The organism is Rhodococcus sp. MurmanLake-1, from assembly GCF_056945715.1.
Map to the genome: position 1 here is coordinate 209588 of NZ_JBWZNF010000003.1, position 25476 is coordinate 235063.

Annotated in this window: 22 protein-coding genes; 13 read left to right on the forward strand and 9 right to left on the reverse strand. The window is 62.3% G+C overall.

What is annotated here, in order from left to right:
* The first annotated feature begins 14 nt into the window (after positions 1-14).
* Positions 15-1412 (forward strand): serine hydrolase domain-containing protein, encoded by a 1398-nt coding sequence (locus tag AC2ETI_RS10985; RefSeq protein WP_019747054.1) that lies wholly within the window; start codon positions 15-17, stop codon positions 1410-1412.
* Between the two features lie 106 nt (positions 1413-1518).
* Positions 1519-2907, forward strand: coding sequence for a sensor histidine kinase (locus tag AC2ETI_RS10990; protein WP_030534674.1), 1389 nt, complete (start codon positions 1519-1521; stop codon positions 2905-2907).
* A 3-nt stretch (positions 2908-2910) separates the two neighbouring features.
* Here AC2ETI_RS10990 and AC2ETI_RS10995 read toward each other — a convergent pair whose 3' ends face one another.
* Positions 2911-3585: a response regulator transcription factor gene (locus AC2ETI_RS10995; RefSeq protein WP_024487527.1), complete on the reverse strand. Its 675-nt coding sequence runs from the start codon at positions 3583-3585 to the stop codon at positions 2911-2913.
* Between the two features lie 117 nt (positions 3586-3702).
* Here AC2ETI_RS10995 and AC2ETI_RS11000 point away from each other — a divergent pair, with 117 nt between their 5' ends.
* Entirely contained in the window at positions 3703-4536 is an 834-nt protein-coding gene (locus AC2ETI_RS11000) for a phosphatase PAP2 family protein (protein WP_202022464.1), read from the forward strand.
* On the opposite strand, the gene AC2ETI_RS11005 is transcribed toward AC2ETI_RS11000, so the two are convergent.
* Positions 4472-5551 carry an ABC transporter substrate-binding protein gene (locus tag AC2ETI_RS11005; protein WP_230091086.1) on the reverse strand — a complete coding sequence of 360 codons (1080 nt, stop codon included), beginning with the start codon at positions 5549-5551 and terminating at the stop codon, positions 4472-4474. The genes AC2ETI_RS11000 and AC2ETI_RS11005 overlap by 65 nt on opposite strands.
* A 99-nt stretch (positions 5552-5650) precedes the next feature.
* Here AC2ETI_RS11005 and AC2ETI_RS11010 point away from each other — a divergent pair, with 99 nt between their 5' ends.
* Positions 5651-6106: a MarR family winged helix-turn-helix transcriptional regulator gene (locus AC2ETI_RS11010; protein ID WP_019747049.1), complete on the forward strand. Its 456-nt coding sequence runs from the start codon at positions 5651-5653 to the stop codon at positions 6104-6106.
* Between the two features lie 6 nt (positions 6107-6112).
* On the opposite strand, the gene AC2ETI_RS11015 is transcribed toward AC2ETI_RS11010, so the two are convergent.
* From AC2ETI_RS11015 to purD, 4 genes are all read right to left on the reverse strand, one after another.
* Positions 6113-7054, reverse strand: coding sequence for a substrate-binding domain-containing protein (locus tag AC2ETI_RS11015; RefSeq protein ID WP_483633901.1), 942 nt, complete (start codon positions 7052-7054; stop codon positions 6113-6115).
* A 191-nt stretch (positions 7055-7245) separates the two neighbouring features.
* Positions 7246-8079, reverse strand: a complete 834-nt coding sequence (locus AC2ETI_RS11020; RefSeq protein ID WP_031332880.1) for a helix-turn-helix domain-containing protein — start codon at positions 8077-8079, stop codon at positions 7246-7248.
* 111 nt (positions 8080-8190) lie between these two features.
* Positions 8191-9849 carry a GMC oxidoreductase gene (locus AC2ETI_RS11025; protein ID WP_019747046.1) on the reverse strand — a complete coding sequence of 553 codons (1659 nt, stop codon included), beginning with the start codon at positions 9847-9849 and terminating at the stop codon, positions 8191-8193.
* A 152-nt stretch (positions 9850-10001) separates the two neighbouring features.
* Positions 10002-11258, reverse strand: coding sequence for a phosphoribosylamine--glycine ligase (gene purD / locus AC2ETI_RS11030; protein ID WP_021333105.1), 1257 nt, complete (start codon positions 11256-11258; stop codon positions 10002-10004).
* A 171-nt stretch (positions 11259-11429) separates the two neighbouring features.
* On the opposite strand from purD, the gene AC2ETI_RS11035 reads away from it, so the two are divergent.
* The 6 genes from AC2ETI_RS11035 to AC2ETI_RS11060 all read left to right on the forward strand — a co-directional run bounded on the left by AC2ETI_RS11035 (position 11430) and on the right by AC2ETI_RS11060 (position 17835).
* A complete protein-coding gene (locus AC2ETI_RS11035; RefSeq protein WP_259117449.1) occupies positions 11430-13052 on the forward strand; it encodes an ABC transporter substrate-binding protein in 1623 nt (540 codons plus the stop codon).
* A complete protein-coding gene (locus tag AC2ETI_RS11040; RefSeq protein ID WP_080945744.1) occupies positions 13049-14083 on the forward strand; it encodes an ABC transporter permease in 1035 nt (344 codons plus the stop codon). Before AC2ETI_RS11035 ends, AC2ETI_RS11040 begins: the two co-directional genes overlap by 4 nt.
* Positions 14076-14897: an ABC transporter permease gene (locus AC2ETI_RS11045; RefSeq protein ID WP_020906350.1), complete on the forward strand. Its 822-nt coding sequence runs from the start codon at positions 14076-14078 to the stop codon at positions 14895-14897. Before AC2ETI_RS11040 ends, AC2ETI_RS11045 begins: the two co-directional genes overlap by 8 nt.
* Entirely contained in the window at positions 14894-15811 is a 918-nt protein-coding gene (locus AC2ETI_RS11050) for an ATP-binding cassette domain-containing protein (protein ID WP_483633902.1), read from the forward strand. The genes AC2ETI_RS11045 and AC2ETI_RS11050 overlap by 4 nt, the downstream gene beginning before the upstream one ends.
* Before the next feature lies 1 nt (position 15812).
* Positions 15813-16460: an ABC transporter ATP-binding protein gene (locus tag AC2ETI_RS11055; protein ID WP_483633903.1), complete on the forward strand. Its 648-nt coding sequence runs from the start codon at positions 15813-15815 to the stop codon at positions 16458-16460.
* 70 nt (positions 16461-16530) lie between these two features.
* The gene (locus AC2ETI_RS11060; RefSeq protein WP_483633904.1) at positions 16531-17835 is read left to right on the forward strand and encodes an HNH endonuclease signature motif containing protein; all 1305 of its coding nucleotides are present in this window, start codon (positions 16531-16533) and stop codon (positions 17833-17835) included.
* 87 nt (positions 17836-17922) lie between these two features.
* On the opposite strand, the gene AC2ETI_RS11065 is transcribed toward AC2ETI_RS11060, so the two are convergent.
* Positions 17923-20073, reverse strand: a complete 2151-nt coding sequence (locus tag AC2ETI_RS11065) for an ArnT family glycosyltransferase (protein ID WP_483633905.1) — start codon at positions 20071-20073, stop codon at positions 17923-17925.
* A complete protein-coding gene (locus AC2ETI_RS11070) occupies positions 20070-21311 on the reverse strand; it encodes a bifunctional glycosyltransferase family 2/GtrA family protein (protein ID WP_197941723.1) in 1242 nt (413 codons plus the stop codon). The genes AC2ETI_RS11065 and AC2ETI_RS11070 overlap by 4 nt, the downstream gene beginning before the upstream one ends.
* An 87-nt stretch (positions 21312-21398) precedes the next feature.
* Here AC2ETI_RS11070 and AC2ETI_RS11075 point away from each other — a divergent pair, with 87 nt between their 5' ends.
* The 3 genes from AC2ETI_RS11075 (at position 21399) to AC2ETI_RS11085 (ending at position 23771) form a co-directional block, all read left to right on the forward strand.
* Complete coding sequence (locus tag AC2ETI_RS11075) at positions 21399-21827, forward strand: HIT family protein (protein ID WP_197941724.1); 429 nt, start codon at positions 21399-21401, stop codon at positions 21825-21827.
* Positions 21828-22065: 238 nt separating this feature from the next.
* Positions 22066-22701 (forward strand): ScbR family autoregulator-binding transcription factor, encoded by a 636-nt coding sequence (locus tag AC2ETI_RS11080; RefSeq protein ID WP_019747034.1) that lies wholly within the window; start codon positions 22066-22068, stop codon positions 22699-22701.
* A 173-nt stretch (positions 22702-22874) separates the two neighbouring features.
* Positions 22875-23771 carry a serine hydrolase gene (locus AC2ETI_RS11085; RefSeq protein ID WP_477846317.1) on the forward strand — a complete coding sequence of 299 codons (897 nt, stop codon included), beginning with the start codon at positions 22875-22877 and terminating at the stop codon, positions 23769-23771.
* 71 nt (positions 23772-23842) lie between these two features.
* Here AC2ETI_RS11085 and AC2ETI_RS11090 read toward each other — a convergent pair whose 3' ends face one another.
* Positions 23843-25462, reverse strand: a complete 1620-nt coding sequence (locus AC2ETI_RS11090; RefSeq protein WP_477846318.1) for a PucR family transcriptional regulator — start codon at positions 25460-25462, stop codon at positions 23843-23845.
* Positions 25463-25476 lie beyond the last annotated feature (14 nt).

A 25476-nucleotide genomic window follows, 5' to 3' on the forward strand; every position in this document is an offset into this window, starting at 1 on the left:
CCGATACACATACGATGACGGAAACACCGAACGCCGAAACACAGAACGCCAGCGAACTCGAGGAATCAAAGATGCAAGAACAGCTTCAGGAACTCGTCGACCAGTGGAGGGTCGAGGCAAACATCCCCGGCGTCTCGGTCGGTATCGTGCACGGCGACAAGGACATCGTCGTCACCAGCGGCATCGAGAGCGTCGAAACCCAGCTCCCGGTCACCGACAAGACGATGTTCATGATCGGCTCCACCACAAAGGTTTTTGCTGCAACAGCCGCGATGGCACTCGTCGAGGACGGCCTACTCGATCTCGACACCCCACTGGTCGAGTACGTCCCCGAACTGACCCTCGCCGACGACGAAGCCACCCGCACAGTCACGATGCGTCATCTTCTGACGCACACCGGCGGATTCACCGGCGACGCCAGCCTCTCGGCCGGCTGGGGTGAAGACGCCCTGGGTCGATCGATTTCACGGCTGAAGGAACTGCGACAGGAATTTCCCGTCGGAGAGGTGTTCTCCTACAGCAACTCCGGATTCGTTCTCGCCGGATACGTCGTAGCCAAGATCAGTGGACTGACCTTCGAAGAGCTGGTCAAGCAGCGCGTTCTGGACCCACTCGAGATGAAGAACTCGGCGTTCCTGCCCTGGGACGTGATGACCCACCGGTTTGCACTCGGCCACTACATCCGCGAGGGTGAGCCGTTCGTGTCCAACGAGACCGGACTGGACCGCGGTATGACGCCCTGCGGTGGAATGTGGTCCTCGGTGCGCGATCAGCTCGTCTGGGCACGCTACGCACTGTCGGGCGAACACCCGGGTGAGGGACAGCCGCTCGACGAGTCCACCCGGTTGCTGATGCAGAAGCCGCAGCGTCCCGCCGCGATGATGTTCGAGGAAGTCGGCATCGGCTGGCTACTGACTCGATACGGCACCACACAGGTAGTGCGGCACGGCGGAAACGTCAGCAACCTCCAGGTCTCCGAGTTCTTGACCGTGCCTGAGAAGAACTTCGCCGTCACCGTGCTGACCAACGCACTCGGCGGCGGAATCGGCAAGAAGATCGTCGACTGGTGCATGGCTAACCTCGCAGAGTTGCCCGCGCCGGCATCTCTCGACGTGGTCGAGCCCGAACCCTCTGCCGTCGACGCCGTCCTGGGCAAGTACCAGGCCGGCAACCTGACCATGACCGTCGCCCCCGGTGACGAGGGAATCGGCGTCCGCATGGGCAGCGCGCAGGACCTCGGCGAATACGAGGACATCGTCTGGCCACCGGCGATCCCGATCGCCTTCGTCAACGACCTCGACTTCGCTGCTCGCGCCGACACCACGCGGACGTTGGGGCGCTTCGTCACCGATGACACCGGACGAGCCGTGATGCTCGAATTCGGCGGCCGAACCGCCAAGCGAGTGGCTTGATCCTCTAGACGGGTGACGCGGTCCGATTACGAGGCCGCGTCGCCCGTCTTTGTATATGCACAGCCTTTGTATATATGCACAGCCGCGAAGGTACAGACTGGACGCCATGAACGTCATCGGCGAGTCGATTCTGCACCCGTCCCGGTGGAGCGTGCGCGCCCGGACGACCGTGGCATCTACCCTCGTGATCGCCTTCTGCTTGGTGATCGCCGGGCTTGCACTGGTTTTCGTACTGGCGAACTCCCTGCACCTGTCCGCACTGAACAGCTCCGAGGCCCGTGCCACTCAATTGGTCCAGCAACTCACCGGGAAGAGCCCAGCCGATCTCGACCCTTCGCTTCTGTCCACCGACAGCCAGATCGGAATCGTGCAGATCGTCGACGCCGATCACCGAATAGTCGCCCAATCGCCTGGAACTGACAGCGACCTACTGTCCGAACGCATTCTCGGCCCTGACGAATCGGACACCTATGGAAGGGTCAAGAAGTCCGACGACGAGGACTACTGGCTGATCGGACAAGGCGCTCAGACGCCGGCCGGACCGGTCACCGTCTTCGTCGGCGCCGACCGTGAACCGGTTGAAACCGTGGTGACCACCGTTGCCGTTCTGCTCGCCATCGCCGGGCCCCTGGTTCTTGGACTGGCCGCGTTTGCCACTTACCGCCTGGTGGGTTCGGCTCTCGCTCCCGTGGAACGCATCCGCGCTCGGGTTGCCTCGATTTCGAGTGGCCGTCAAGGTGAACGAGTGCCCGTCCCGTCCGGGAACGACGAGATAGCCCGACTGGCAACAACAATGAACGACATGCTGGCGCGCCTCGACGAAGGCGCACTTGCTCAACAACGATTCGTCAGCGACGCCTCCCACGAGTTACGTAGTCCACTGTCCACGATCACGACGGCTCTCGAACTGGCACACCGACGCCCGGATCTCCTCGACGACGCACTGATCGAAGACGCGCTACTTCCCGAGGCGCGACGGATGCGGCAGTTGATCGAGGATCTGTTGATTCTCGCGCGCTCGGACGAAAGCGAACTCGAATCCATCGGTACCGTCGTCGACGTCGACCTCGACGACATTCTGTTCGCCGAGCAGAAGCGGATCGACGGTATCTCCGAGATCGCGGTCACCGCCACCGTTGCTCCGGTTCGCGTGTCCGGAGACCCGAGGGCGTTGGCGCGCATGGTGCGAAACCTGGTCGACAACGCAGTGCGGCACGCCGAGACCCTCGTGCATCTCGAGTGTTCCGAAGCCGGCCACGAAGCCCATATCGTGATCGAGGACGACGGGCCCGGAATCCCTGCAGCAGAACGCGAACGAATCTTCGGACGCTTCGTCCGCCTAGACCAGCCGCGGTCGAGGCAGGGAGGTGGCTCCGGACTCGGACTCGCCATCGCGTCGGAAATCGTTGCGGCGCATCACGGAACCATTTCCGTCAGCGAGAGGGTAGGCGGTGGAAGTCGATTCGAGGTGACAATTCCGCTACCGACCGATTGAAGATCAGGCAGTGCCGACAAAGCGGTACCCGATGCCTCGAATGGTTTCGATGCTGTGGGTTCCGAACGGGAGGTCGACCTTCTTACGTAGGTAACCGATGTAGACCTCGACGATGTTCTCGTCACCTTCGTAGTTGGTGTCCCAGACCGAGCGAACGATCTCGGTCTTCGTGACCACAACTCCGTTGTTGCGCATCAGGAACTCGAGAACGCTGTACTCACGTGGCGTCAGCGTCAATTCGATTCCCGCTCTGATCACCTGATGTTTGGCGGGGTCGAGGGACAGGTCTCCCACGGTGAGTATCGATGGACGCTGGGGAGCGCCCCGCCGCACCAGTGCGCGAAGCCGCGCGAGGAATACTACAAACGAGAAGGGCTTGACCAGGTAGTCGTCGGCACCGAGATCGAAAGCATCAGCGAGGTCGTATTCGCCGTCCTTCGCCGAGAGCATGAGGATCGGCGTCCACACCTCCCGGGCGCGTAGGTCCCGCACGATGTCGTATCCGTGTTTGCCCGGCAACATGATGTCGAGAACGATCACGTCGAATTCGTCGCTGCAGGCAATCGCGAATCCGTCGTCCCCGTTGAGTTCCACGGCGGTCACGAATCCCTCGGCTACCAATCCCCGCCGGATCGTCTCGGCCAGGCGTACTTCGTCTTCGACAACCAGTACTCGCACCACCGGCCCCGTTTCGTCGACACGCAGTTGTTCGGATGCACCCAGTAGAGCAGACGGTGGGCCCATGACCGAGTTACGTTCAGCGTTTCTTCAGCTTCTGATCGTCACACTGCATTCATGCCAGCAACTGTGTCGACCGTGCGAAACGTGGTCACCGAAGTCTTGACCGAGAGCACCACCGCAGAAATTGCGGTTGCCGCAATCGTGGTGGCAGCCGCGCTGTTCGCATTCGGTTCGATCTACCGGGCCTCCAGCGTTCGGTCAACAGCGCTCCGCGCGTCCGGGCTCGCCCTCGCCCTGGTGACGCTCTCGATCCAGGTATATCGAAACGGGTGGTTGACGAGCTTCGACGGGCCGGTGACCGACTGGATGGTCGATCATCGGAGCGGCGCCCTCAACCAGATCGCGGTCGCCGTCACAGATCTCGGTAGCCCGGTCGCCACCGCGCTGCTCGGGATCACCTGCGGAGTGCTCATATCGTGGCGAGCGCGTTCGGTTGTTCCGGGCTTGATCGTGATCGGAACCGTTGGCGGTGCGGCAGTCGCCAGTACGGTAATCAAAGCGCTCGTCGGTCGCGAACGTCCGCCGACCAACATCCAGGTTCTTCTCGAGACCGGCCACTCGTTCCCGTCCGGTCACGTCACCGGCACAGCAGCGCTGTTCGGCATTGCGGTTCTCGTTGTGAGCGTCGACCGAACACCGTCCGTCAAACGCCTTCTGATGCTGCTCGCCGTGACGGTCACCGTTGTCGTCGCGCTCACTCGCCTCTACTTGGGAGCTCACTGGCTCACCGACGTCGTTGCCGGAGCTGTTCTCGCAACGCTTGCCGTCACTGTGGGTGGCGCTGTCTTCCGGTTCGTCGGCACGCACAACCAGTCCGAATCAACTACTGCTGCAGTGCGCTCTGCAGAACCTTCAGCACTTCACGAGCCGCAGTCGGCCCGGTATTGAGGTAGAAGACGTCGTCGTCGACAGCAACGGCATGGTTGGCAATCACTCCACGTAACTGCGCCCACAACGGCGCGTTGGTCAACGTCGCCGGGTCCCCGCCTTGCACTCCGTAGAAGATCCAATCAGCGTCCGCCACGTTCAGCTCTTCCTCACTGATGTCTCGGGAGGTGTCGTCGAATTGCTGCGACTCCGGACGCGTCAGGCCGGCATCCTGGGCGATACTTCCGGTGAACGAAGGAATACCGAAGATGCGCAAGCGATTTCCGTTCTGGCGGGTGAACGACACTGTCGTCGGCGACGAAAGGGACGAACCCAAGGCCGCGGCGTCGGCGTTGAACGTATCCAGCAGTGCCGTCGCCTGCTGCGTCTTACCTACCCCGTCGGCAACCAGCAGGAAGTCCTGCTTCCAGTTGACGCCGGTCCCCTGCGTTGCCACGGTGGGCGCAATTGCCGAAAGCTGGTCGTACAGCGAATCAGCATCCTTCCCTGCAACATTCATCAAGATCAGGTCAGGATCGAGCTTGACGATCGCTTCGAAGTTCGGTGTGAAGCGCCCACCTGCGTCGACGACATCACCTAGCTGGGCGCGGAATTCGGGGTATGCGGCCAACAGGTACGGCGGCACCAGGTCCGCACCGTCACCACGAGTCGAAGCCGCAGGAACGACACCGAGAGATAAAAGCGCATCTGCTTGCCCGGTCGAAATGACGACAACCTTTTCGGGCTGCGATTCGATCGTGGTGTCCCCTTTGAAGTGTGAAACGGTACGAGGGAATTCGCCGTCCGACTTTCCGCTCCCCATTCCAGCCGGGACTTCTCGCGGAGCGACAAACGCAGAGTCCGCCGGAGTCGACGCACTGATGTCAGTGTCTGTGGGCGAGGCGTCGCTCGAGCAGCCACTGAGAGCTGCCACCAATGTCAGTGCGCCGATCAGCATTACACTGCGTGACTTCTGTCCAAAATTCATGATCGTGTCCCGTACGTCGTGAAGCATGACAGCTTCATCTACCGTCATGGTTAGGTGACCCTACCCTTTGAGGAACTGTAAACTATATCTGTGTCAGATACAGTTTTGGGGCGTGGATCACACGAGGTCGATCGCTACTCTGATCGCGTGCCCACTGCGGAAGAAGCATCGAGATCACTCATCGCTGCGGCGTTCGAATTGCGTCGAGCGCTGCGTGAATACATGGATACGTCGGGTACCGACGCGACTTTGCCAGAGGCACAATCCGAGGTACTTCACGATGTCGCGCACCATCCCGGCACTCGCATCGGGGCCGTGGCCGATCGCCTCTCCAGACGCCCGAACACCGTCAGCACGCTGGTGCGCATCCTCTCCGACAAGGACCTGATCGAGCGGCGACCCGATCCCACAGACGGCCGGGTGAGCACGCTTTTCGTGAAGGACGAGCGAAGCGCGCGCCGGGACCGTCGGTCCGAACTACGCATCGGCGTCCTGGCCCAAGAACTGACAGCCCTCGACGAAGGTGACCTCGACACATTGACCACTGCCATCGGCATCCTCGACCGAGTCAATCGATCACTGCGAGTTCACGCACCGCGATGATGCCACTCAGGTGACTTTCCCACTCTTCTCGTAGACGTCGGCAAAACGCCTCATCTGCTCCGTGATGCCCGTCAGGCTGTACCCCGTACGCAGTTCTACCGAGGCAACCTGGCCCGAAACCACAGCCGGAAGCCTGGTGAACGTCGGCGAATTGAGCTCCGGCGCGTCAGACCACGTCGGCGGAATCAGGAGGAGATCGGCCGGAAAGACGCCCGGCTCTTCCCAACTCGCTGATGCCCAGAAACCGTCCTCGCTGTCCAGCTTCGCGAATTCGACGCCCATCGTTTCGAGAATACTTCCGAGCGGAGTCCATCCCGGCACCGCGTAGTCAAGGCTCGACTCCAACGGAATCGCGTATGCAACAGAGATATTCGTTCGCGATGTGGCCAATTCACGCACCCGGTCACCGAGCGCACTCAACTCTTCCCGTTTTGCCGCGTAGACCGGCGAGGTGTCGGTGCCGCCGATACCCTGGACCAACGAGCTGAAGCTGTCCAACGCCGCTTGCGCCCCGTCGGTGATCTTGACACCTGCAATGGGAGCAACCTCTTCGACGCGAGCGATATCGTCGCCCCAGATGCTGTCGAAGTTTCCGCCGTTGTACGAACTCCAGATGTCGATGACCAGATCCGGGTCCACTGCCAAGAGTTTCTCGGCACTGATATCTGTGTCGGTCTCGCTGACATGGGCAATTCCACTGAAGTCGAATGCATTCAACGTGAATTCGTCGAGCCTGGAAAAGCCGATGATACCGACTGGAACGACCCCGTATTCGAGTAGCACCGGCGCGGTGTCCGCCGTCGCCACAATGCGTTCGGGGATCTTGTCGAGCGAAATCTGCTGACCACGCGCATCGACATACGTCCACGCATCACCGTCGGACTTCGCGTCGGTCGTCGAGGTGCCACATGCTGCCAGCGCCGTCGAAAGTGCCACTGCCACAGCCATGAAGATGGCCCTGCTACCGCGTTTCGAACGCGGCGCAACAAAATCGATCACTTCTGCCCCATGCTGTCGAGCGGGTTTCGGGCGAACCCCGAACCCGGAAAGTAAAGTAAGCCTCGCCTACATGGCTAACGGTAGAGCGGATCAGGGGATGACGCAATCGCGGAGTTTTGTCAAAGAATGTCGAAATCGGATCAACGATCCGCGTTCTTTCGAAATGCCATCGGCGTGACACCGGTGGACTGTTTGAAAGCGGCGACGAAACTACTGGGCGTCGAGTATCCGATCTGCTCTGCCACGTCGGCGACCGCAACACCTTGGCCGAGTAGGGACATCGCCACGTTCATCCGAAGCAGTACTCGCCACTGGCCGAAGCTCACGCCGGTGTCCACCTTGAACCGACGAGCCAAAGTGCTGGTGCTGACGCCGATCTCGTTCGCCCAGTCTCCGAAACTGCGTGGGTCCTCCGGATGGGACAACAGGTCGCGTGCAATCCGCCCGACCGGGCCCGAATCGGGGATCTTCATCGCTCCGCGCTCGTCGCCGGGAACAACGAGGTCGAAGAACACTCGCTCGGCGCGGCGCCTCGCGTCGTCCGACATCTCTCGAGCACTCAGATGCAGAAACAACTCGTAGAGTAGCGGCGTGCCGTGTACCGCAACCGGGCGATCACCGAGCGAAGGCCCCTGCCCTACAGCGCAATACACCGTCAGGAACTGCGCACCCGCGGCAACGCGCACCGAGTGTCGATGCAGTGCCGGTATCCACAGCCCTCGTCCCGGCAACAACGTCCACATCTGGGCGCCCGAGCGAACAACCACAATGCCGGAACGCGGGAACAGAATCTCGTTCGATCGGTGCGCGTGGGTTTCCCATGTCACCGGTTGATCAGCACTCGACGCACCACCCCACAGAACCAAATCTTCGGGCTCGTCGTCTAATTCGTGTTCCGATACCACCAGCTCGTCGCTCGACGGCACGCCCCACCGGAGCCAATCACCGTCGACCTCGGATTTTGTCCGCCTCACGTCTACATCCCTGGATCGACCGTCGTCTGTCCAGGTGACTGTAACCGCTACCCACGCCGAGCAGGTGCGGCAGGAAGTTGATCCCACCGCACCTGACCCCGAGTCGCCCCTCTAGTTCATGTCGTTCGCAATGATGTTCTCGATGTTCCGTTCGGCCAGAGCGGTGATGGTGACAAACGGATTGACTCCGACATTGCCCGGAACGAGGGATCCGTCCATGACATACAGTCCCGGGTACTCCGGCAGACGACCGTAACCGTCGGTCGCCTTGCCAAGCACACAACCGCCGAGGGGGTGGTACGTCAACTGGTCGCCCCACGTCTGCACCGGACCGAAGAGGTCGGTCCGGTAGATCGTGCCTTCCTTCTTGTTGATCTTGTCGAAGAGTTTCTTCGCCATGTCGATCGACGGCTGGTTCTGCGAGCGCTGCCAATTCAAACCGACTTTGCCTGTTGCCGAATTGAATTGGAACTGAGCACGTTGCGGATTCTTGGCAATCGCCAAGTACAGGCTGACCCACAGTTCGGTACCGGCTGGGAAGGGCGCGATTTCCGCGAACACAGGAGCGGATGTGTCAGCCCAGTTGTCGATACCCATCACGGGGATCGCCGACTGCTTCGCGCCGGTGGCGTCCCACATGTGATTGGCGCGACCCACCATCACGTTGCCGTTGTGCCCCCATTCCTGCCCAACCGCACCCGGCAAATTCGCCAGCTGCCCTTGTGCTTTCATCGCGACCAGGAGCTTACTGGTACCGATACTGCCGGCCGCGAAGAAGACCTTGTCCGCGGTCACCGTCTTGGTGCCGACGGTGTTGCCCTGCTCGTTGATCTGGTTCATCACCACTTGATATCCACCACCGGTCGCGGCCGGCGCAACCGAGGTCACGACGTGCAGCGCCGAGATCGTGAGCTTGCCGGTGGCGGATGCCGCAGCGAGGTACGTCTTGTCCAGAGACTTCTTTCCCGCGTTGTTGCCGTAGATGACCTCACTCACCAGGGCAGACTTGGTGACCTGACCAGCAGCTTCCTGCTTCATGTAGTTGAAGTCGTAAACATTCGGCACGAATGTTGTTGTGTAACCGGATCTCTCAGCGGTCTTTCGCCCGGTTCGTGCAAACTTGTAGTACTCGGTCGACTCGAACCAGGCCGGGTCGATGTTGTTGACCCCGAGCGCAGCGTTGGCCCGCGGGAAGTACGTCGAGTACATCTCGTTGGAATCGACCCCGGGCAGGATCTCTTCGAAGTAGTTGCGCTTGGGTGTGACGGCCATGCCGCCGTTGACCAGCGACCCGCCGCCGACCCCTCGGCCTTGATAGACCTTGATCCCGCCGAAGTCCTCGGCGTCGAGAACGCCGACGTAGCGGCTGATGTTCTTGTCCACCGAGCCGCCGGAGAAGTGTGAAACCGGTTGAACTGTACGGTCTCTGAGCCAGAAGGAACGTCCGTCAGGTGAGAGCATCGGGCAGAAGACCTTGCCGTCGGACCCCGGTGTGGTCCACGACTTCCCCATCTCGACCATGTGTGTGTCGATGCCGGCCTGCGTCAGCCGAAGTGCCGCAACGGCTCCGCCGTACCCGCTGCCGATCACGAGCGCAGGGACACGGTCTCCGTCGCTCAATGCTCGCCTGGGCGCAGCGGCGGCCGTAGTCCACGAGGACGAGAGCGCAGCGGCGCCCACAGCTAATCCTGTTGCTGCCAAGAAGTTTCTACGCGAGAGCGTGGAATTGGTACGTGCGTGCCGTTCGTTGGATCCAGCGCGAATGCTCAAGTGTGCCCTTCTCTTTCCGTGACCCCCGCGCTGAGATATACCGGGAGAAACCGAACGAGAAGTCCATACTCGTGGGTAACTTCGAGGAACCGTTGATTTTCCATGAAAAGGGCCGATGAACAGAAAGTTCACCGGCCCTCCGAAAGAACGAGTCAGGGAAGAGAGATGCGCCCTTCGACGGCGCCGAGTCCGATGTCCGTGCGGAAATGACCGCCGGGAAGCTTGACGTCGGCGATCTTTGCGTAGGCGTCGTCACGCGCTTCGGTCAGATCCTTGCCCACTCCGACAACACTCAGCACACGCCCGCCGGCCGAGACGACGGCTCCGTCTTCACGCTTTTTGGTACCGGCATGCAGGACTCCGTCGGCGTCGGCTCCGGTGATCACGTCGCCGGTGCGGGGGGTCGCCGGGTAGTTCTCGGCAGCAATCACGACCGTGACAGCGGAACCGTCGCGCCACTGCAACGGACCGACCGAATCGAGTGTTCCGGTCGATGCCGCATTGAGTAGACCGCCCAGCGGCGTTTCGAGGAGAGCAAGCACGGCCTGAGTTTCGGGGTCACCGAATCGGCAGTTGAATTCGACGACGGCCGGGCCGTCGACACCGATCGCGAGTCCGGCGTAGAGAAGGCCGGAGAAACTGCTACCGCGTGCGACCAACTCGGCAGCGACGGGCTTGACGACGTCGTCGACGATCTGCGTGACCATCTCGTCGGGCAGCCACGGCAAGGGTGTGTACGCGCCCATACCGCCGGTGTTGGGTCCGGAGTCTCCGTCGCCGACGCGCTTGTGGTCCTGAGCCGGGAGCAGCGGGATCACGGTTTCACCGTCGACGAGGCAGAAGAGCGAAACTTCCGGACCGTCGAGGAAGGATTCGAGAAGAACCGGGTGCCCGGTCTCGAGCAGTTCAGCGGCATGATCGCGCGCGGCGAGACGATCCGTCGTGACGACTACGCCCTTGCCCGCGGCCAGCCCGTCATCCTTGACCACCCAGTTGGGACCGAAGCGGTCGAGTGCTTCGTCGAGCTTGGCCGGATTGTCGACGATCTCGCTGTGAGCGGTCTTGACGCCGGCGACAGCCATCACGTCCTTGGCGAAAGCCTTCGAACCCTCGATGCGGGCGGCGTCGGCCGAAGGCCCGAAGCAGGCAATACCTGCTGCGCGCACCGCGTCCGCGACGCCGAGGACCAGCGGAACCTCGGGTCCGATGACGACGAGGTCGGCTTCGACCTTCTGGGCCAGCGCGGTAACCGCGTCACCAGAAGCTACGTCGACGGGGTGCTGCTCGGCGATTTTTGCGATCCCGGCATTGCCAGGCGCGCAGATCAGGGCCGTGACACCTGGATCGCGAGCAAGAGAGAGAAGGAGGGCATGTTCACGGGCTCCGGAGCCGATTACTAGTACGCGCACGGGGAACAGACTACGGCCTGCGATAACAGCGCTCTCGGAGTGCCACTGACGGGGCCAAGGTCCCAGCGTTCGACCTTTGTGCGAAATATCCGTTTCGAGATGAGATCATATGAATACCTGAATAGGTGAACAGATGTTTTCGGACACCTGTCCACCAAGGAAAGGACACCCGTGAAACTCCATAAACCAGGCGTTCTGACGCTCACCGCAACCGCCGCAATCGGCGCACTTCTGATCACGTCGTGCAGTAGCCCGACTGGCACCGACTCCTCGGGCAACAACGACGGCCTGGTCTTGGCCGACGGCTACGAACTGGGCGGCTACAACCCGGTCGCAGGCTTCGGCGCTGCCGGTGAGGCCAAGATGTACGACGGTCTCGTCCGGCTCACCGGAGGCACCGGTATGCCGGGATTCGAGCCGTCTCTGGCCGCGGAGATGCCCACGGCCAACACCGACGCGACAGTCTGGACGGTCAAACTCCGCGACGGGGTCACCTTCTCCGACGGGTCGACCTTCGACGCCGCCGACGTGGTTGCCACGTACAAGGCGATCCTCGATCCAGCTTCCGCCTCCGAAGCGCGGTCGTCGTACGACATGATCAGCGACGTCGTGGCCGTCGACGACAGCACAGTCGAGTTCCGCCTCGCCTACTCGTATGCCCCACTGCTGACGAAGATGCTGATCGGCATGGTTCCATCGGAGTCCCTCGCGACACCCGGGCTTGCCGCCGAATCGCCGTTGAACACCGCACCGGTCGGTACGGGTCCGTACACACTCGTCGACCTCTCACCGGATCGAGCGGTCTTCGAAGCGAACGAGAACTACTGGGACGGTGCGCCGGAGATCAAGAAGCTCACTCTCCTCTACGTTCCTGACGACAACACCCGCGCCCAACGTATGGTGTCCGGCGAGATCGACGGAACCAATCTCCCTCCACTGCTTGCCAATACGTTCTCGGGCAAGGACAACATGTCCGTGACGGCCCATCAGTCAGCAGACTGGCGCGGACTCTCACTCCCGACGAACAATCCCGTGGCAGGCGACAAAGCCGTGCGGATGGCGCTCAACCTCGCCGCCAATCGCCAGTCGATGATCGACAACGTCCTTGGCGGACACGGCCGCGTCGCCGCCACTCCGATCCCCGAGGTCTACGGCGATTCGTACAACCCGAACGCAACCTTCGCCTACGACCCGACCCAGGCCGAGCGAATACTCACCGAAGCGGGCTGGATCGAAGGTGCCGACGGAATCCGTTCGAAAGACGGTCAGCGGGCACAGTTCACGATCATGTACAACTCCGTCGACACCGTTCGACGCGATCTCGCTCAGGCATTTGCCTCCGACGCTCTCGCTGTCGGCATCGAGGTGGACCTCGAAGCACTCTCCTGGGACCGTATAGACCCTCGCATCAACCAGGATTCGACGCTTCTCGGTGGCGGCGACGAACCTTTCGACCCCGACACACAGGCGTACGACGCGCTGAACTCGAAGTACATCGCGCCCGGGGTCGGCAGCATCTACGACAACGCCAGTGACTACTCCAATCCAGCAGTCGACGCAGGCTTGGAAGTAGGACGCCGCAGCCTGGATCAGGCAACGCGTGATGCCGCGTATCGCGACGTACAGCAGGCGTACGTCGAAGATCCCGGATTTGTCATCCTCGTGTTCCTCGACCATACGTACGTGTCGAAGGATTCCGACTGGCAGATGTCCGGACCGGTACTCGAGCCACACTCACACGGTGTGACCTGGGGTCCGTGGTGGTCACTGCAGACGTGGGCCCGAGGGCAATGACAGCGGTCGACGTTCGGCCAGACGCGGGGCCGACACGGGGCCACCGTGACAACTCCCGCCGAAAGGCCATCCTCACGATGGTCGGTCGGCGGGTGTTGTTCATCGTGCCGGTCATCGCCGTGGTGTCCGCGGGACTCTTTGCAGCCGCCGCGATCTCACCGTTCGATCCACTGGTCGGCTACCTCGGCACGCGATACATGACGACAAGCGATGCGGACAAAGCGTTGATCGCCGACCAGATGGGTTTCGACAACCCCTGGTACAGCACGTACTGGAATTGGCTCCAGGGTGTGCTCACCGGCGATCTCGGGATCTCCAGATCGTTCAATCAGCCTGTTTCCCAAGTCATCTTCGAACGTCTGCCATGGACCTTGCTGCTGGTCGGGATCTCACTCCTCATCGCGATTCTCGCCTCGCTGACACTCGGTGTTCTCGCCGGAATCCGCAGTGGAGGATTCCTGGACAAGACCGTGTCCGGGCTGAGCGTCGTGGTCCAAGGACTTCCGCCGTTTGTCCTGTCGCTGGGTGCCATCGCGCTCTTCGCGTTGACTCTCGGCTGGCTCCCGGTCGCCGGACTGACCGACGGGGGCGCCGATCCCACACCGGGACAGGTGATCCGGCACTTGGTCCTACCGGTGACGGTGCTCGCCATTTCGCAAATGCCGTGGCTCCTACTTGCCGTCCGAGAGTCCGTCGTGGGTTCGAAAAGTGAGGGATTTGTCGCCGGCGCGGTAGCACGCGGTATCCCGACGCCGACCATCACGAAGCGCCACATACTGCCCACATCACTGGCACCTTTCGTCAACATCGTCGGCGTGCGGTTGCCCGAGCTGATAGTCGGGGCAGTGCTGGTGGAAGAGGTGTTCAGTTGGCCGGGGATCGCCGGCGCCATCGTCTCGTCAGCCCGTGACCTCGACATGGCACTGCTCGCGTTCCTCACCGTCGGTACGACATTGACGGTCATGCTCGGCTCACTGCTTGCCGACGTCCTCGTTGCAGTCCTCGACCCGAGAGTGAGTACCGATGGCTGAACGACGCTTCAAGATCGCCCTCGGCGTGCTGATCCTCGTTGCGCTGTACGCGGCGTTGGTCCCATGGTTGGCCGACGTCGACGACCGAGTCACAGACTTCTCGGCGGCTCGCCTGGCTCCGTCGTTCGATCACCCGTTCGGAACTGACTCGGCGGGCCGAGATCTATTCGTGCGCATAGCTGCAGGCATCAGAACCTCACTTCTGATCGCACTCGCCTGCGCGCTGCTCGCCACGGTGATCGGCGTCGCCGTCGGCACTACGGCCGGACTGGTCGGCGGCTGGGTGGACAGGTTCGTCATGCGCGGCACCGATGCCGTCAACGCGCTCCCCCACCTGTTGCTCGGCATCGTCATCGTCGCGATGTTCCGTGGAAGCATTGCCGCCATCGTGCTTTCGATCGCACTGACCCACTGGACCCAAGTGGCCCGGATCATCCGCTCAGAGATCTTGAGTCTGCGCGAGCGTCCCTACATCGACGCCGCCATTCTCGCGGGAGCAAGTCGACGTCACGTGATCATGCGCCACCTCGTGCCGGCGACGGCGCCACAGGCCTTGATCGCAGTCGTTCTCCTGCTGCCCCATGCCGTCTGGCACGAATCAACATTGTCCTTCCTGGGTTTCGGTCTTCCCCCGCACAAACCCAGTCTCGGGACGCTTCTCGAAGAGGCACGCAGTTCTCTACTCCTCGGCGGTTGGTGGACGCTTGCATTCCCCGCCGCAGTCCTCGTGATCGCCACCGTCGCTGTTGCAGTTGCCGGTTCGGCCCTGCGGTCGATGCTCACGCCCCCTCGACCTTCGGAGCTACGACTGTGAAACGCGGCCTACGCATCGAATCCCTCACCGTCAGGATCCCTTTGCCCGGAGGATCCGTAGTCCACGCTGCGAGCGACATCGACCTCGACGTTCCAGCCGGCACGGTGACCGCGCTTGTCGGCGAATCCGGGTGTGGCAAGTCGATCATCGCCACCTCGGTCATGAACATGTTGCCGCCGAATGCTTCTCGAACCGGAACGGTCACCGTCGGTACAGCGGACCTCGAGATCGACGTCTTCTCCGGCACCGCGTTCCGTGGGCGGCACGTGGCTCTCGTTCCACAATCCGCCGCAACACATCTCACCCCCGTCCGGACTGCGCGATCGCAGCTACAGGAGACGATCGACGCACTCGGCAGCGACCACACTTGCGACGCCTTGGCACTTCGCGTCGGACTCGAACCGTCGGCCCTGGACTGTTACCCGCACGAACTGTCGGGCGGCATGGCGCAACGCGTTGCCATTGCCGGTGCGCTGGCCGGGAATCCATCGGTGATCGTCGCAGACGAACCCACCGCCAACCTCGACCGCGAACTCACCGACCACGTCATGGGATTACTTCGAGAGTGCGCTGACTCCGGGGCGGCTGTCCTGCTCATCACCCATGACCTTGCATCACTCACCCGCAGCGATGTCGCGGATCGACTTGCCGTCATGTACGCATCACGCATCATGGAAACCGGTCCGGCGGCTCTGGTGTTCCAAGATCCGCTTCACGACTACACCCGAGACCTGCTCGGCGCCTTGCCATCCCGAGGCTTGACTCCTATGTCCGGATCACCACCGCAACTCACCGATCTCCCCGACGACTGCGTCTATCACCTACGACGCCCGGAGTCGAAACAATCCGGTGGCCCGACCGAACTGGTCACACTGGGTGACCGCACGTACCGAACGCTGCGGAAGGTGGGCTGACATGAGTTTGCAAGCTCTGGGAATTACCAGCGGTTACCACCGGAACCGACCGGTGCTCGAGAACGTCTCGCTCGAAATTCCGCCGGGAAGGCTGATCGGCCTGACCGGGCCTTCTGGCACCGGAAAATCAACACTTGCAAGGATTCTCGCCTCGTTGGATGCACCGTGGTCAGGCGAGGTGCGAATCGACGGATCACCCGTCGTGGGTACCAAATTCTCGGTATCCGCGGCACTGCGCGGGACGGTGTCCATGCTGTTTCAGTCACCTCGCGCATCGACCGACCCTCGGCAGACGCTCGCCTCGATCATCGGTCAACCCGGCGATATTGCCGGTAGGACAATCGATGTGGTCGCACTGGCAGCAGAAGTGGGCCTCACTCCCGATCTCTTGTCCCGTAGACCCCACCAGGTGAGCGACGGCCAACTGCAGCGCGCCTGTCTAGCGAGATCGCTGGCGCAACAACCGAAATACCTCATCTGTGACGAGGCGACGGCGATGCTCGACGCCGCTACGACGGCCGCGCTCATTCGGTTGATCGAGAGTCGCGCCACCGAAACCGGCGTCGGCGTATTACTCACCAGCCATGATCGCGAATTACTCGACGCCTGCTGCGACGCGGTCCACGACCTCGACAGTATTAGCGCTTAGCCCCTGCGAAATCCACCCTTGACTCGAACGGATGTTCGAGTATGATTCGGGGAGGGGATCGGGGGATTCAATGAGTGTCTATCTGTCGGACGTGGTTTCGGGTTCTGCGGTGGGGTTGCGCGGACGCCTGTGGCAGCTGTCTGCTTCTGAGTTGCGTGCTGCTGCTATCGAGGCGAGTGCGGAGATTCTTCGTCTCGAGGCTGTTCGGGTGGCGGTGGTGGACGAGTTGTCGATGCGGCCGGATGATCAGGTGATCGCCAGCCGCGGTGTCGGTTCGTGGTTGGCGGCGAACACGATGCTGCAAATCCGGGACGGGAAGAAGATCGCCGCCCTCGGTGCAGCGCTACGCCCGCTTCCGGCAGTGGCGGCCCGATTCGATGTCGGGGACTGCTCGTTCGATCACGCGGTGTTGATCGTGGCGTTCTGCGAATCACCACCGAAGGGCATGCCGGACGAAGCGCTCCCTCGCTGTATCGACTTGTTGTTGGCTGCGGCATCCGGTGTGGAGGCGACGACCACGAAGGTGCGGAGTGTTATCGCGACCTTGGAGCGCATTTTCGAGTCGGATGAGATTCCGCCCGCGGAAGATGTGGATCGGAACGAGTTGCGGATCGCGTCGACGTTGAACGGTCGGGTGGTGGTGCGCGGGGATTTCGATGCTCTCACCGGCGAAATGTTGTTGTCGGCGTTGTCGAATCTGACGATGCCCACCCCGGCACCCGATGGAACCCCCGATGCCCGGTCGGCGGCGAAGCGGACCGCGGACGGGTTCACCGAACTGATCCGCCGGTATCTGGACTGCGCGAAGACCGGTGTCGATGGGGGTCAGCGTCCGCACGTGAACGTGCACATCAACGCCCGTGATCTGGCGGAGCACCGTGACTGCGCCGCAACACCCGCTGCTCCTGATGGTGGAGCGGCTGTGTCGGATCTCGACGTCGGGCATATGCCCTGGCTCGGACCACTGTCCGTATCGCAGACCAGACTCCTCGGGTGCGATTGTTTCCTCTCGACCGTGCTGCTCGACGATCACGGGGCGCCGCTCGATGCGAAACCCGGGAAACGGTTGGTCACCGCGGAGCAGCGAGTGGCGTTGATCGCCCGGGACAAAGGTTGCGCGTTCCCCGGCTGCACGTGCGTGCCCGCGTGGACGGATGCGCACCATATCCGGCACTGGGCGAACGGCGGCCCGACGGTGATGAACAACCTTGTCCTGCTGTGCCGTTCACATCATCGATTGATGCACCGCAAAGCCGGGTTCGTCGGGAAGTGGGTGATCCGCATCGGGGTCGACAACAAACCGTGGTTCATCCCGCCGCCCTCGATCGACCCGCAGCAGCACCCGCGGCCGGCGAACACCACCTTCAAAACCTGAGGACGAACCTCAGACATACAACTTCACGCCAGGTCCGCATCGGGGGGGGAGCACCTCCGATGCGGACCTGGCGTGCGTTCATGTTGGTCAGCCCCCAACCGTCAAGTCGTAGAGGGTTACTCCGTCCACCGTTGTGGCGGTGAAGTTTTCGGTCACCCACGTCGAGATCGCGGTAGCGGTACCTTCGGCGTTCATACCGCCACCCATCCCACCGCCGGCGATGAAGAAGTGAATCTTGCCCTCTGACACGTACTGCTGGAACTGCGCGAGCGTCGGGGACGGATCACTCCCGTTGAACCCTCCGATAGCCATGACCGGTGACTGCGTCGCAAGCTGATAACCCGATGCGCTGTTGGACCCGATTGCCGCGGCGACCCACGTGAACTGGTCGGAGTTCTCTTCGAGTGTGGACACGATGGCAGCTCCCGGTGTACTGCCCTGAAGCAAACCACCGGCGGCGCCGCCTCCCATTGCGCCCCGCGTTCCGTCGGTGGTCGAAGTGGTGGTACCCGGAGCTGTTGCACCACCGGGCATCTGGCCCATTCCGGCAGGGGGCGTTCCCGGCGTTCCGGTCCCAGCCCCGTCAGCCCGACGGTTCCCGCCGTCAGCCGTGCCGCCGAATCCTCCGAATCCTCCGCGGCCACCGCCGGGCCCGCCCATTCCACCTTCGACGCTCGGTCCGGCCGAAACTATGGAACCGGTATGCGGAGTGTTGATCGTGTCGATCGCGTACGCAGTCGGACCCGCCAGACCGGTGAAGATCGCCGCGAGAATCACTGCCACAGCCAATCGACCTCGCGTCGCTGCCGGAATCAGCACTGCCACGGCTGTGACGATGCCGACGACCAGAATCGCCCAGCGAAGCCACGGTACGAACGAAGGCGAGCGTCCGAGCAGTACCCACGCCATCGCGACGGTTGCGGCCAACGACACTGCCAGAACGAGGCGAACCCAGAGGACGTCACGATGACGCCAAGCGAATACGGATCCTGAACCGATCAGTGCGGCGATCGCCGGCGCCAGCGCAACGGTGTAGTAAGCGTGGAAGATTCCCGCCATGAAACTGAAGGTCAGTCCGGTCACCAACAGCCACAGTCCCCAGACGATGAATGACGCGCGCTGTGTGTCAGCGCGGGGAGCCCTGCCTCGCAGCACGATTCCAGCCACCAGAAGTATCAGTGCAGCAGGAATCAACCAGGCAATCTGTCCGCCCTGGGCAGATTCGAACAGTCGGGTAATGCCGGTACTCCCCCACATACCGCCACCGGCGCCACCACCTGGTGCCATGCCTCCCGCTGCCATACCGCCTGCGGCCTCGCCCATTCCGGGGAAGCCTCCCGCAGCAGCACCGGCCGCAGCATCACCAGCACCGCGCATTCCGCCGCCGCCGACGCTTCCGGTCTCGTTGCCGCTCAAGCGTCCGAGCCCGTTGTAGCCGAGCGTCAGTTCGAGAATCGAATTGTTCTGCGAACCACCGATCCACGGACGTGAGTCGGCTGGCCACAGTTCGACGATTGCCAACCACCATCCGGCGGAGACGATCAGTCCGCCCAGTGCCGCGAACAGTTGGAGTACGCGCTTACCCAGTTTCGGCGGTCCGGCGATCAGATAGGTGAGCGCCAGCGGTGGAACTACCAACATGACCTGTAATTGCTTTGTCAGGAAACCGAATCCGCAGAAGATACCGACCAACACCAGCCAGCGGGTGCGACCGTCCTGCACGGCGCGCATCATCGCCCACACTGCTGCGATCATCAGGAGCACCAGCAGGGCATCCGGGTTGTTGAACCGGAACATCAGCGCCGCTACGGGTGTGAGCGCAAGTACCAAGCCGGCGAGGAGGCCGGCGGCCGCACCGAAAGCCCGTCGAACCGTTCCCCACAACAGCGCAACCGATCCGACCCCGAGGAGTGCCTGCGGCACCAACATCGCCCAGGAATTGAGTCCGAAGATGCGAACCGACAGCGACATCAACCACAGGGACATCGGTGGCTTGTCGACGGTGATCGAGTTGGCAGCATCCGAGGAACCGAAGAAGAAGGCCTTCCACGACACCGAACCTGCCTGGACCGCAGCAGCATAGAACGAGTTGGCCCATCCGGACGCGCCCAGGCCCCAGATGTAGGCGACTCCGGTGCCCACCAACAACACTCCGAGCGCCCACGGTTCCCAGCGCACCTGACGCTGCGGTTCCGGCGCCGGCAGCGGCGCGGCGAGTGTCTCTGCAGTGGCGGTCATCGATTGGCTCCTACGGATTGTGCAGTGCGAAAAACCCAGCGCAGCGCGACGAATCGGCTCACTGTGGCAACAAGATTGGCAATGACGAGTACGGCAAGCTCCACGTGCTTGGACGCGTCGGGCGCCATGACGTCGAGAACGAACAACGATCCGCTGGTGAGCAGTAGACCGAACCCGAACACGAGCAGGCCCTGCATCTGGTGACGGGCGGATCCTTCCGACCCGCGGATCCCGAAGGTGAAGGCTCGATTGGCGGCGGTGTTGAATACCGCGGTCACCAGCAATGCGACGGCGTTGGCCCACTGCGCACCCATCACCGAGTGCAGTGCGAGGTAGAGCAGTGCGTACGCGAGCGTCGAAATGACTCCCACCACGGCAAAGCGCGAGAGCTGCCCGACCATTCCTCGAGGAACTCCGGGAACCAGTGGTTCACGTCCGAAACTCGCTCTGAGCTCAGCCAAGGGAAGGGAACCGGTCGACAGTGCTCGCCCGACGCGGACCACACCTTTGAGGTCGGCAACTGCGGTGGCAATGATGTCCACCCGACTGTCCGGATCGTCCACCCAGTCGACGGGGACCTCGTGAATCCGCATGCCCGCTCGCTCGGCCAGCACGAGCAATTCGGTATCGAAGAACCACCCGGTGTCCTCCACCAGCGGAAGTAGTTGCCGCGCAACATCGACTCGCATGGCTTTGAATCCGCACTGAGCGTCGGAGAAGCGAGCATGCAGTGCGCTTCGGAGGATGAGGTTGTAGCTACGTGAGATGAACTCACGCTTGGGGCCACGTACCACGCGCGACGAACGTGCCAACCGGGAACCGATGGCGATGTCCGAGTGGCCGGAGAGCAGCGGAGCAATCAACGGCATCAGGGCATTGAGATCGGTGGAGAGGTCGACGTCCATGTACGCGACCACGTCGGCGTCGGAGTCGCTCCACACCTGCCGCAGTGCTCGACCACGGCCCTTCGCATCCAGGTGGACGACCCGGACGTCGTCGAATTCTTCGGCGAGGGAACGTGCGAGTGCCAACGTGCCGTCGACACTGGCGTTGTCCGCGATGGTAATTCGTGCAGAGAATGGCACCTGTGTGCGTAAATGCCGGCGCAGGCGCCGCACGCACGTCTCCAGGCCTGCCTCTTCGTTGTATACCGGGACGACCACGTCCAGCACTACAGTCGTCGCGGAAAGCTCCCCTGCGTCCGTGCTGCCCGCGGTCTGTATGGCTTCTGTCGTCATGCGTCCTAGATTTGTCGGGCCGGCTCCGACGAACCTGCGTCCAGCCTGGGAGTTTCCTGGCAACCGGACGCGGGCTAATCTCGGGGTATGCCTTCAGTCTTCAGCGCCATCATCAACGGAGATCTACCAGGACGTTTCGTGTGGGAGGACGACGACGTTGTCGCGTTCCTGACCATCGCGCCGGTAACGCAGGGCCACGTACTCGTGGTACCGCGAGCCGAGGTCGATCAGTGGCAGGACGTGGATCCTGAACTCTTTGCCAAGGTCACCGCGGTTGCCCGCACCCTGGGTCAGGCTGCGCGGAAGGCGTTCGACGCGCCTCGGGCGGGCCTCCTCGTCGCAGGTCTGGAAGTTCCGCATCTTCACGTTCATGTCTTCCCCGCATACGACATGGGGAACTTCGACATCAGTGGCGCCGATACTTCGCCGTCACCCGAATCTCTCGACGAGGCACAGACCAAACTCAAGTCGGCGCTACGCGACCTCGGCTTCGAGACAACTGTCTCGACTCGTTGATCGCGTACCTTCGACCGAATTTCGCTGGCCGATAGCTGGACTCCCCGCCGCAGCCTCCAACGGAGGTTGCGGCGGTCGCATCTGTCGCTCCTACCGACCGTGACCTGCGATTGCACACCGAACAGTCCGTTTCGCGCTGTCGCGCGAGCACGAGATTCGCTGCTACCGTGGGGCGCTGGTCCGGGACCTAGGGCCCTAAAACTGGTTCACGTGTTAACAGTCGGAGGACAAGGGAGCAATGCAGGAACGTGCCAAGATCAGTCGCCGACAGATTCTTCAAGGCGCTGCTGATCGGTTCGAAGTCACGGGGTACGGCAGCACGAGCATGAATGACATCGTGTCCGCGGCGCAGATGACCAAGGGCGCGGTCTATTTCCACTTCTCGTCCAAAGACGAATTGGCTCAGGCGGTCATTGAAGAACAGCACCAGATGTCGATCACTGCCTTCACCGCAGTTGCAGCCACAGGCGCGCCGGCACTGGAACAGCTCGTCATGGTGTGCCACGAGATGGGCCGCCAACTCGTCGCGGACCCGATTGTTCGTGCGGGAGTCCGACTTACCCTCGAATTGGCCTCTGCCGACGGTTCGCAAGGCCCGTACGTCGTGTGGATCCGCGAGCTTCGAAAACTGGCCGAGGCCGCGAAGCTCGAAGGCGACATCCGCGACGACGTGGAGCCGGAATCGGTGGGTCGCGTGGCGATCTCGGCATTCACCGGCGTTCAACTGGTTTCGAACGTGCTCACCAGACGAAGCGATTTGAACGACCGTATCGACGAATTGTTCACCATCCTGTTGGCAGGCGTGGTCTCGGACAAGCGTCGGACCGACGTCGCCGAACTGGTCGGACGTCGCCTCGAAACTTATGCGTCCTGACCCCCGGAACACCCCTGCCCCCGGAACACCCTGACAATCGGTTGATTCGGCGTATCAGCACCGAACCGTGCGCCAACCTTCGTCGATTCGTACAAGACCCCCCGTCGTCGACTCACTATCGTCAGATCCACGAATAACCCAGATATACGGATACCGACGAAAGGGCTTCTCGAATGACCGAAACCGCCACGTACGTTGAGAGCGCACAGCAGGAGATCGCTGTTGTACTCGCCGAAGCGAAGACCGATGCGTTCGTCCACGCACGCGACATCGATTCCGGCGAAGAGTTCGGCTACGGCGCTGACGAAGGTGTCATCCTCGCCTCCGTTTTCAAGATTCCTGTTGTACTGCAGTACGCCCGTGAAGTTGCGGCCGGCACCCTTGATCCGACCGAGCACGCCACGGTGACCGCCGAGTTCCGCTCCGGCGGCATCGGTATCGGCGGCTGCGCCGACGACGTCACCGCAAGCTGGCGAGATCTCGCTCTGCTCATGATGAGCTTCAGCGACAACGCCGCCACGGATTTCTTGTACGAACGCCTCGGACTCGACAACATCGTCGCAACGCTGCGCGGGCTCGGTTTGGAGAAGACCAACTTGGTCCGTGACTGCCGTGGTCTGTTCAAATCGGTCTACGACGACCTCGGTGTCGACAAGGGCACCTTGCTGGAAATGCCGCCCATCGAAATTCTTCGGACAATTTCCGTCATGGATCCGGCCCGCTCCAACTCCAGCACTCCTCGTGAGATCACAATGTTGCTGGCTGCAATCTGGAGGGACGAAGCCGGCCCCGCATCAGCCTGTGAAGAAGTCCGAACCATCATGAGCAAGCAGGTCTGGCCGCATCGCCTTTCGTCCGGTTTCCCCGACGAGGTCACTGTCGCCGCCAAGACCGGAACGCTGGGATTGGTACGAAACGAAGCCGGCGTCGTGGCGTACCCGGACGGCAAGCGTTACGCCGTCGGTGTCTTCACCAAGTCCCACGAGCTCACCCACCGCGCCCCGAAGATCGACGCCTCCATCGGAACCGTCGGCCGCATCGCTGTCGAAGCACTTCGCAACAACAGCTGATCTGAACCCACTGACAAAGAATGCGGGTCGCGCTGAGAAATCAGTGCGACCCGCATTTTTCGGCTTTCGAGCTAGCGTGGACCGCGCAGACGAAGATGCACCATCAACCGGAAGCGGACGTTGGGATCGTCCAGATCCAACGCGGCCATACCCTTCAACTTGCTGAGACGATACCGAAAGGTGTTGGGGTGTACGTGCAATGACGCCGCGGCGTCACCGACGTCACCGAAGGCGTTGAGCCACGCATCGAGCGTGTCGACGAACGAGGTCGCGTGCGCTGCGTCGTGGCTGGCGATCGCCTCGATGGGTCCGAGGTCCGAGAACCCTTCGGCTGCAGCTTCCGACGCGATCTCCAACAGGATGGCATCGACGTGGACGCTACTGAAGGTGGCGACGCTGCCCGACGCTCGTCCGGCCAACAACACTTCGAGGGCATGTTCGGCGTCGCGCTTCGATCGGCTCAGCTGCGCCGGTCTGGTCACGACCCGGCCGATCCCGATGATCGTGTCGCCGGACGCTCCGGTTCGGTCCAGGAAGTCCGAGGCCACACGGAACGCCTGTAGCTCGGCTTCTGCCGGGGAATGCCCTCGCACCGACAGCACCGCGTAGCCGGTTCCGTTGACCAGAGCCGCAGCCGACTGCGAATGGACCGCGCCCAGGTGCATGGCCAGAGCGTCGGTCAGCCGCACCACGTGGGCTGCGTCGTCCGGCTTCGACGATCCTTCGAAAGACCTGCGGCCCAATGCCATCACGAGTGCGGGACCGGTCCCGAGGCCGAGGCGATTCATCGCATCGACCGCACCGGACCCACCGTCGAGAAGGGTTGCGATCAGGTCTGCGCGCAGTCGACGCTCGGCGTCGGCGCCGCCGCGCAACCGCAACATCTGCAGTGCAATCAACCCGGCCGAATCGCGCAGTGCACGCATCCGGTCCTCGGACATCGGCTCACCGGTTGCCACCCACATGGAGCCGAGGAACTCGTCGCCGGCTCTGATGGACACCGCGATACGACCCATTTTCGTACCGAGGGTCTCGGCCGAAACCCACACCGGATCATCGCTGCGATAGAGCCGGTCGAAGACTCCCGCTTCTTCGAGCACTCGAATGTACTGGTCAGGAACTTGGCGCTCCAGAACGGTCGCGATACGTGGACCGTCACCTTCTTCCTGACGTCCGGAGAAGGCGATGACCCGTGAGCTTCGGTCCTCGATCGTGATCGGCGCATCCAGAAGTGCGCTGACGGCGTTGGCGAAAGCGAACAGATCGCCGGCCGGTCCACCTCCGCGCGAGTGGATGTGCCCGACTTCGTTCCGTGCCGAGAGCACCGAATGAAGCAGGCTTGTGAGCTGAACCCACGAAACTCCACGCGCCAAGGTCAATACGACAACGCCGGAGGCGATGATGGATTCACGGTCGGCATCGCTGACCTCGGTGGTCACTCGCGCGACCACCACGCGTACTCCGCGCTCGGCCAGGCCGGCCACGGACTCCGCGATACGTTCGCCTCCGGTGATGCCGACGAGCAGCACCATGGAGTCCGGTGTCGAGGGTGAGTCGTCGTCGGGGTCGTGAATGACCACCGAGGCGATCTCCTGGACCGCCTCCGGGTCGCCGACAACCGGGTTCAGCACCGTAGTTCCCACGTCTTCGAGAAGCCGCACCAAACTGATGCGAGGTCGTACGGTGCCCACGTCTATCACTCCTT

Coding starts and splice junctions, on each gene's coding strand:
- AC2ETI_RS10985 (WP_019747054.1), top strand. CDS start 15: ATGACGGAAACACCGAACGCCGAAACACAGAACGCCAGCGAACTCGAG.
- AC2ETI_RS10990 (WP_030534674.1), top strand. CDS start 1,519: ATGAACGTCATCGGCGAGTCGATTCTGCACCCGTCCCGGTGGAGCGTG.
- AC2ETI_RS11000 (WP_202022464.1), top strand. CDS start 3,703: ATGCCAGCAACTGTGTCGACCGTGCGAAACGTGGTCACCGAAGTCTTG.
- AC2ETI_RS11005 (WP_230091086.1), bottom strand. CDS start 5,551: ATGACGGTAGATGAAGCTGTCATGCTTCACGACGTACGGGACACGATC.
- AC2ETI_RS11015 (WP_483633901.1), bottom strand. CDS start 7,054: ATGGCTGTGGCAGTGGCACTTTCGACGGCGCTGGCAGCATGTGGCACC.
- AC2ETI_RS11040 (WP_080945744.1), top strand. CDS start 13,049: ATGACAGCGGTCGACGTTCGGCCAGACGCGGGGCCGACACGGGGCCAC.
- AC2ETI_RS11045 (WP_020906350.1), top strand. CDS start 14,076: ATGGCTGAACGACGCTTCAAGATCGCCCTCGGCGTGCTGATCCTCGTT.
- AC2ETI_RS11055 (WP_483633903.1), top strand. CDS start 15,813: ATGAGTTTGCAAGCTCTGGGAATTACCAGCGGTTACCACCGGAACCGA.
- AC2ETI_RS11060 (WP_483633904.1), top strand. CDS start 16,531: ATGAGTGTCTATCTGTCGGACGTGGTTTCGGGTTCTGCGGTGGGGTTG.
- AC2ETI_RS11065 (WP_483633905.1), bottom strand. CDS start 20,073: ATGACCGCCACTGCAGAGACACTCGCCGCGCCGCTGCCGGCGCCGGAA.
- AC2ETI_RS11070 (WP_197941723.1), bottom strand. CDS start 21,311: ATGACGACAGAAGCCATACAGACCGCGGGCAGCACGGACGCAGGGGAG.
- AC2ETI_RS11075 (WP_197941724.1), top strand. CDS start 21,399: ATGCCTTCAGTCTTCAGCGCCATCATCAACGGAGATCTACCAGGACGT.
- AC2ETI_RS11080 (WP_019747034.1), top strand. CDS start 22,066: ATGCAGGAACGTGCCAAGATCAGTCGCCGACAGATTCTTCAAGGCGCT.
- AC2ETI_RS11085 (WP_477846317.1), top strand. CDS start 22,875: ATGACCGAAACCGCCACGTACGTTGAGAGCGCACAGCAGGAGATCGCT.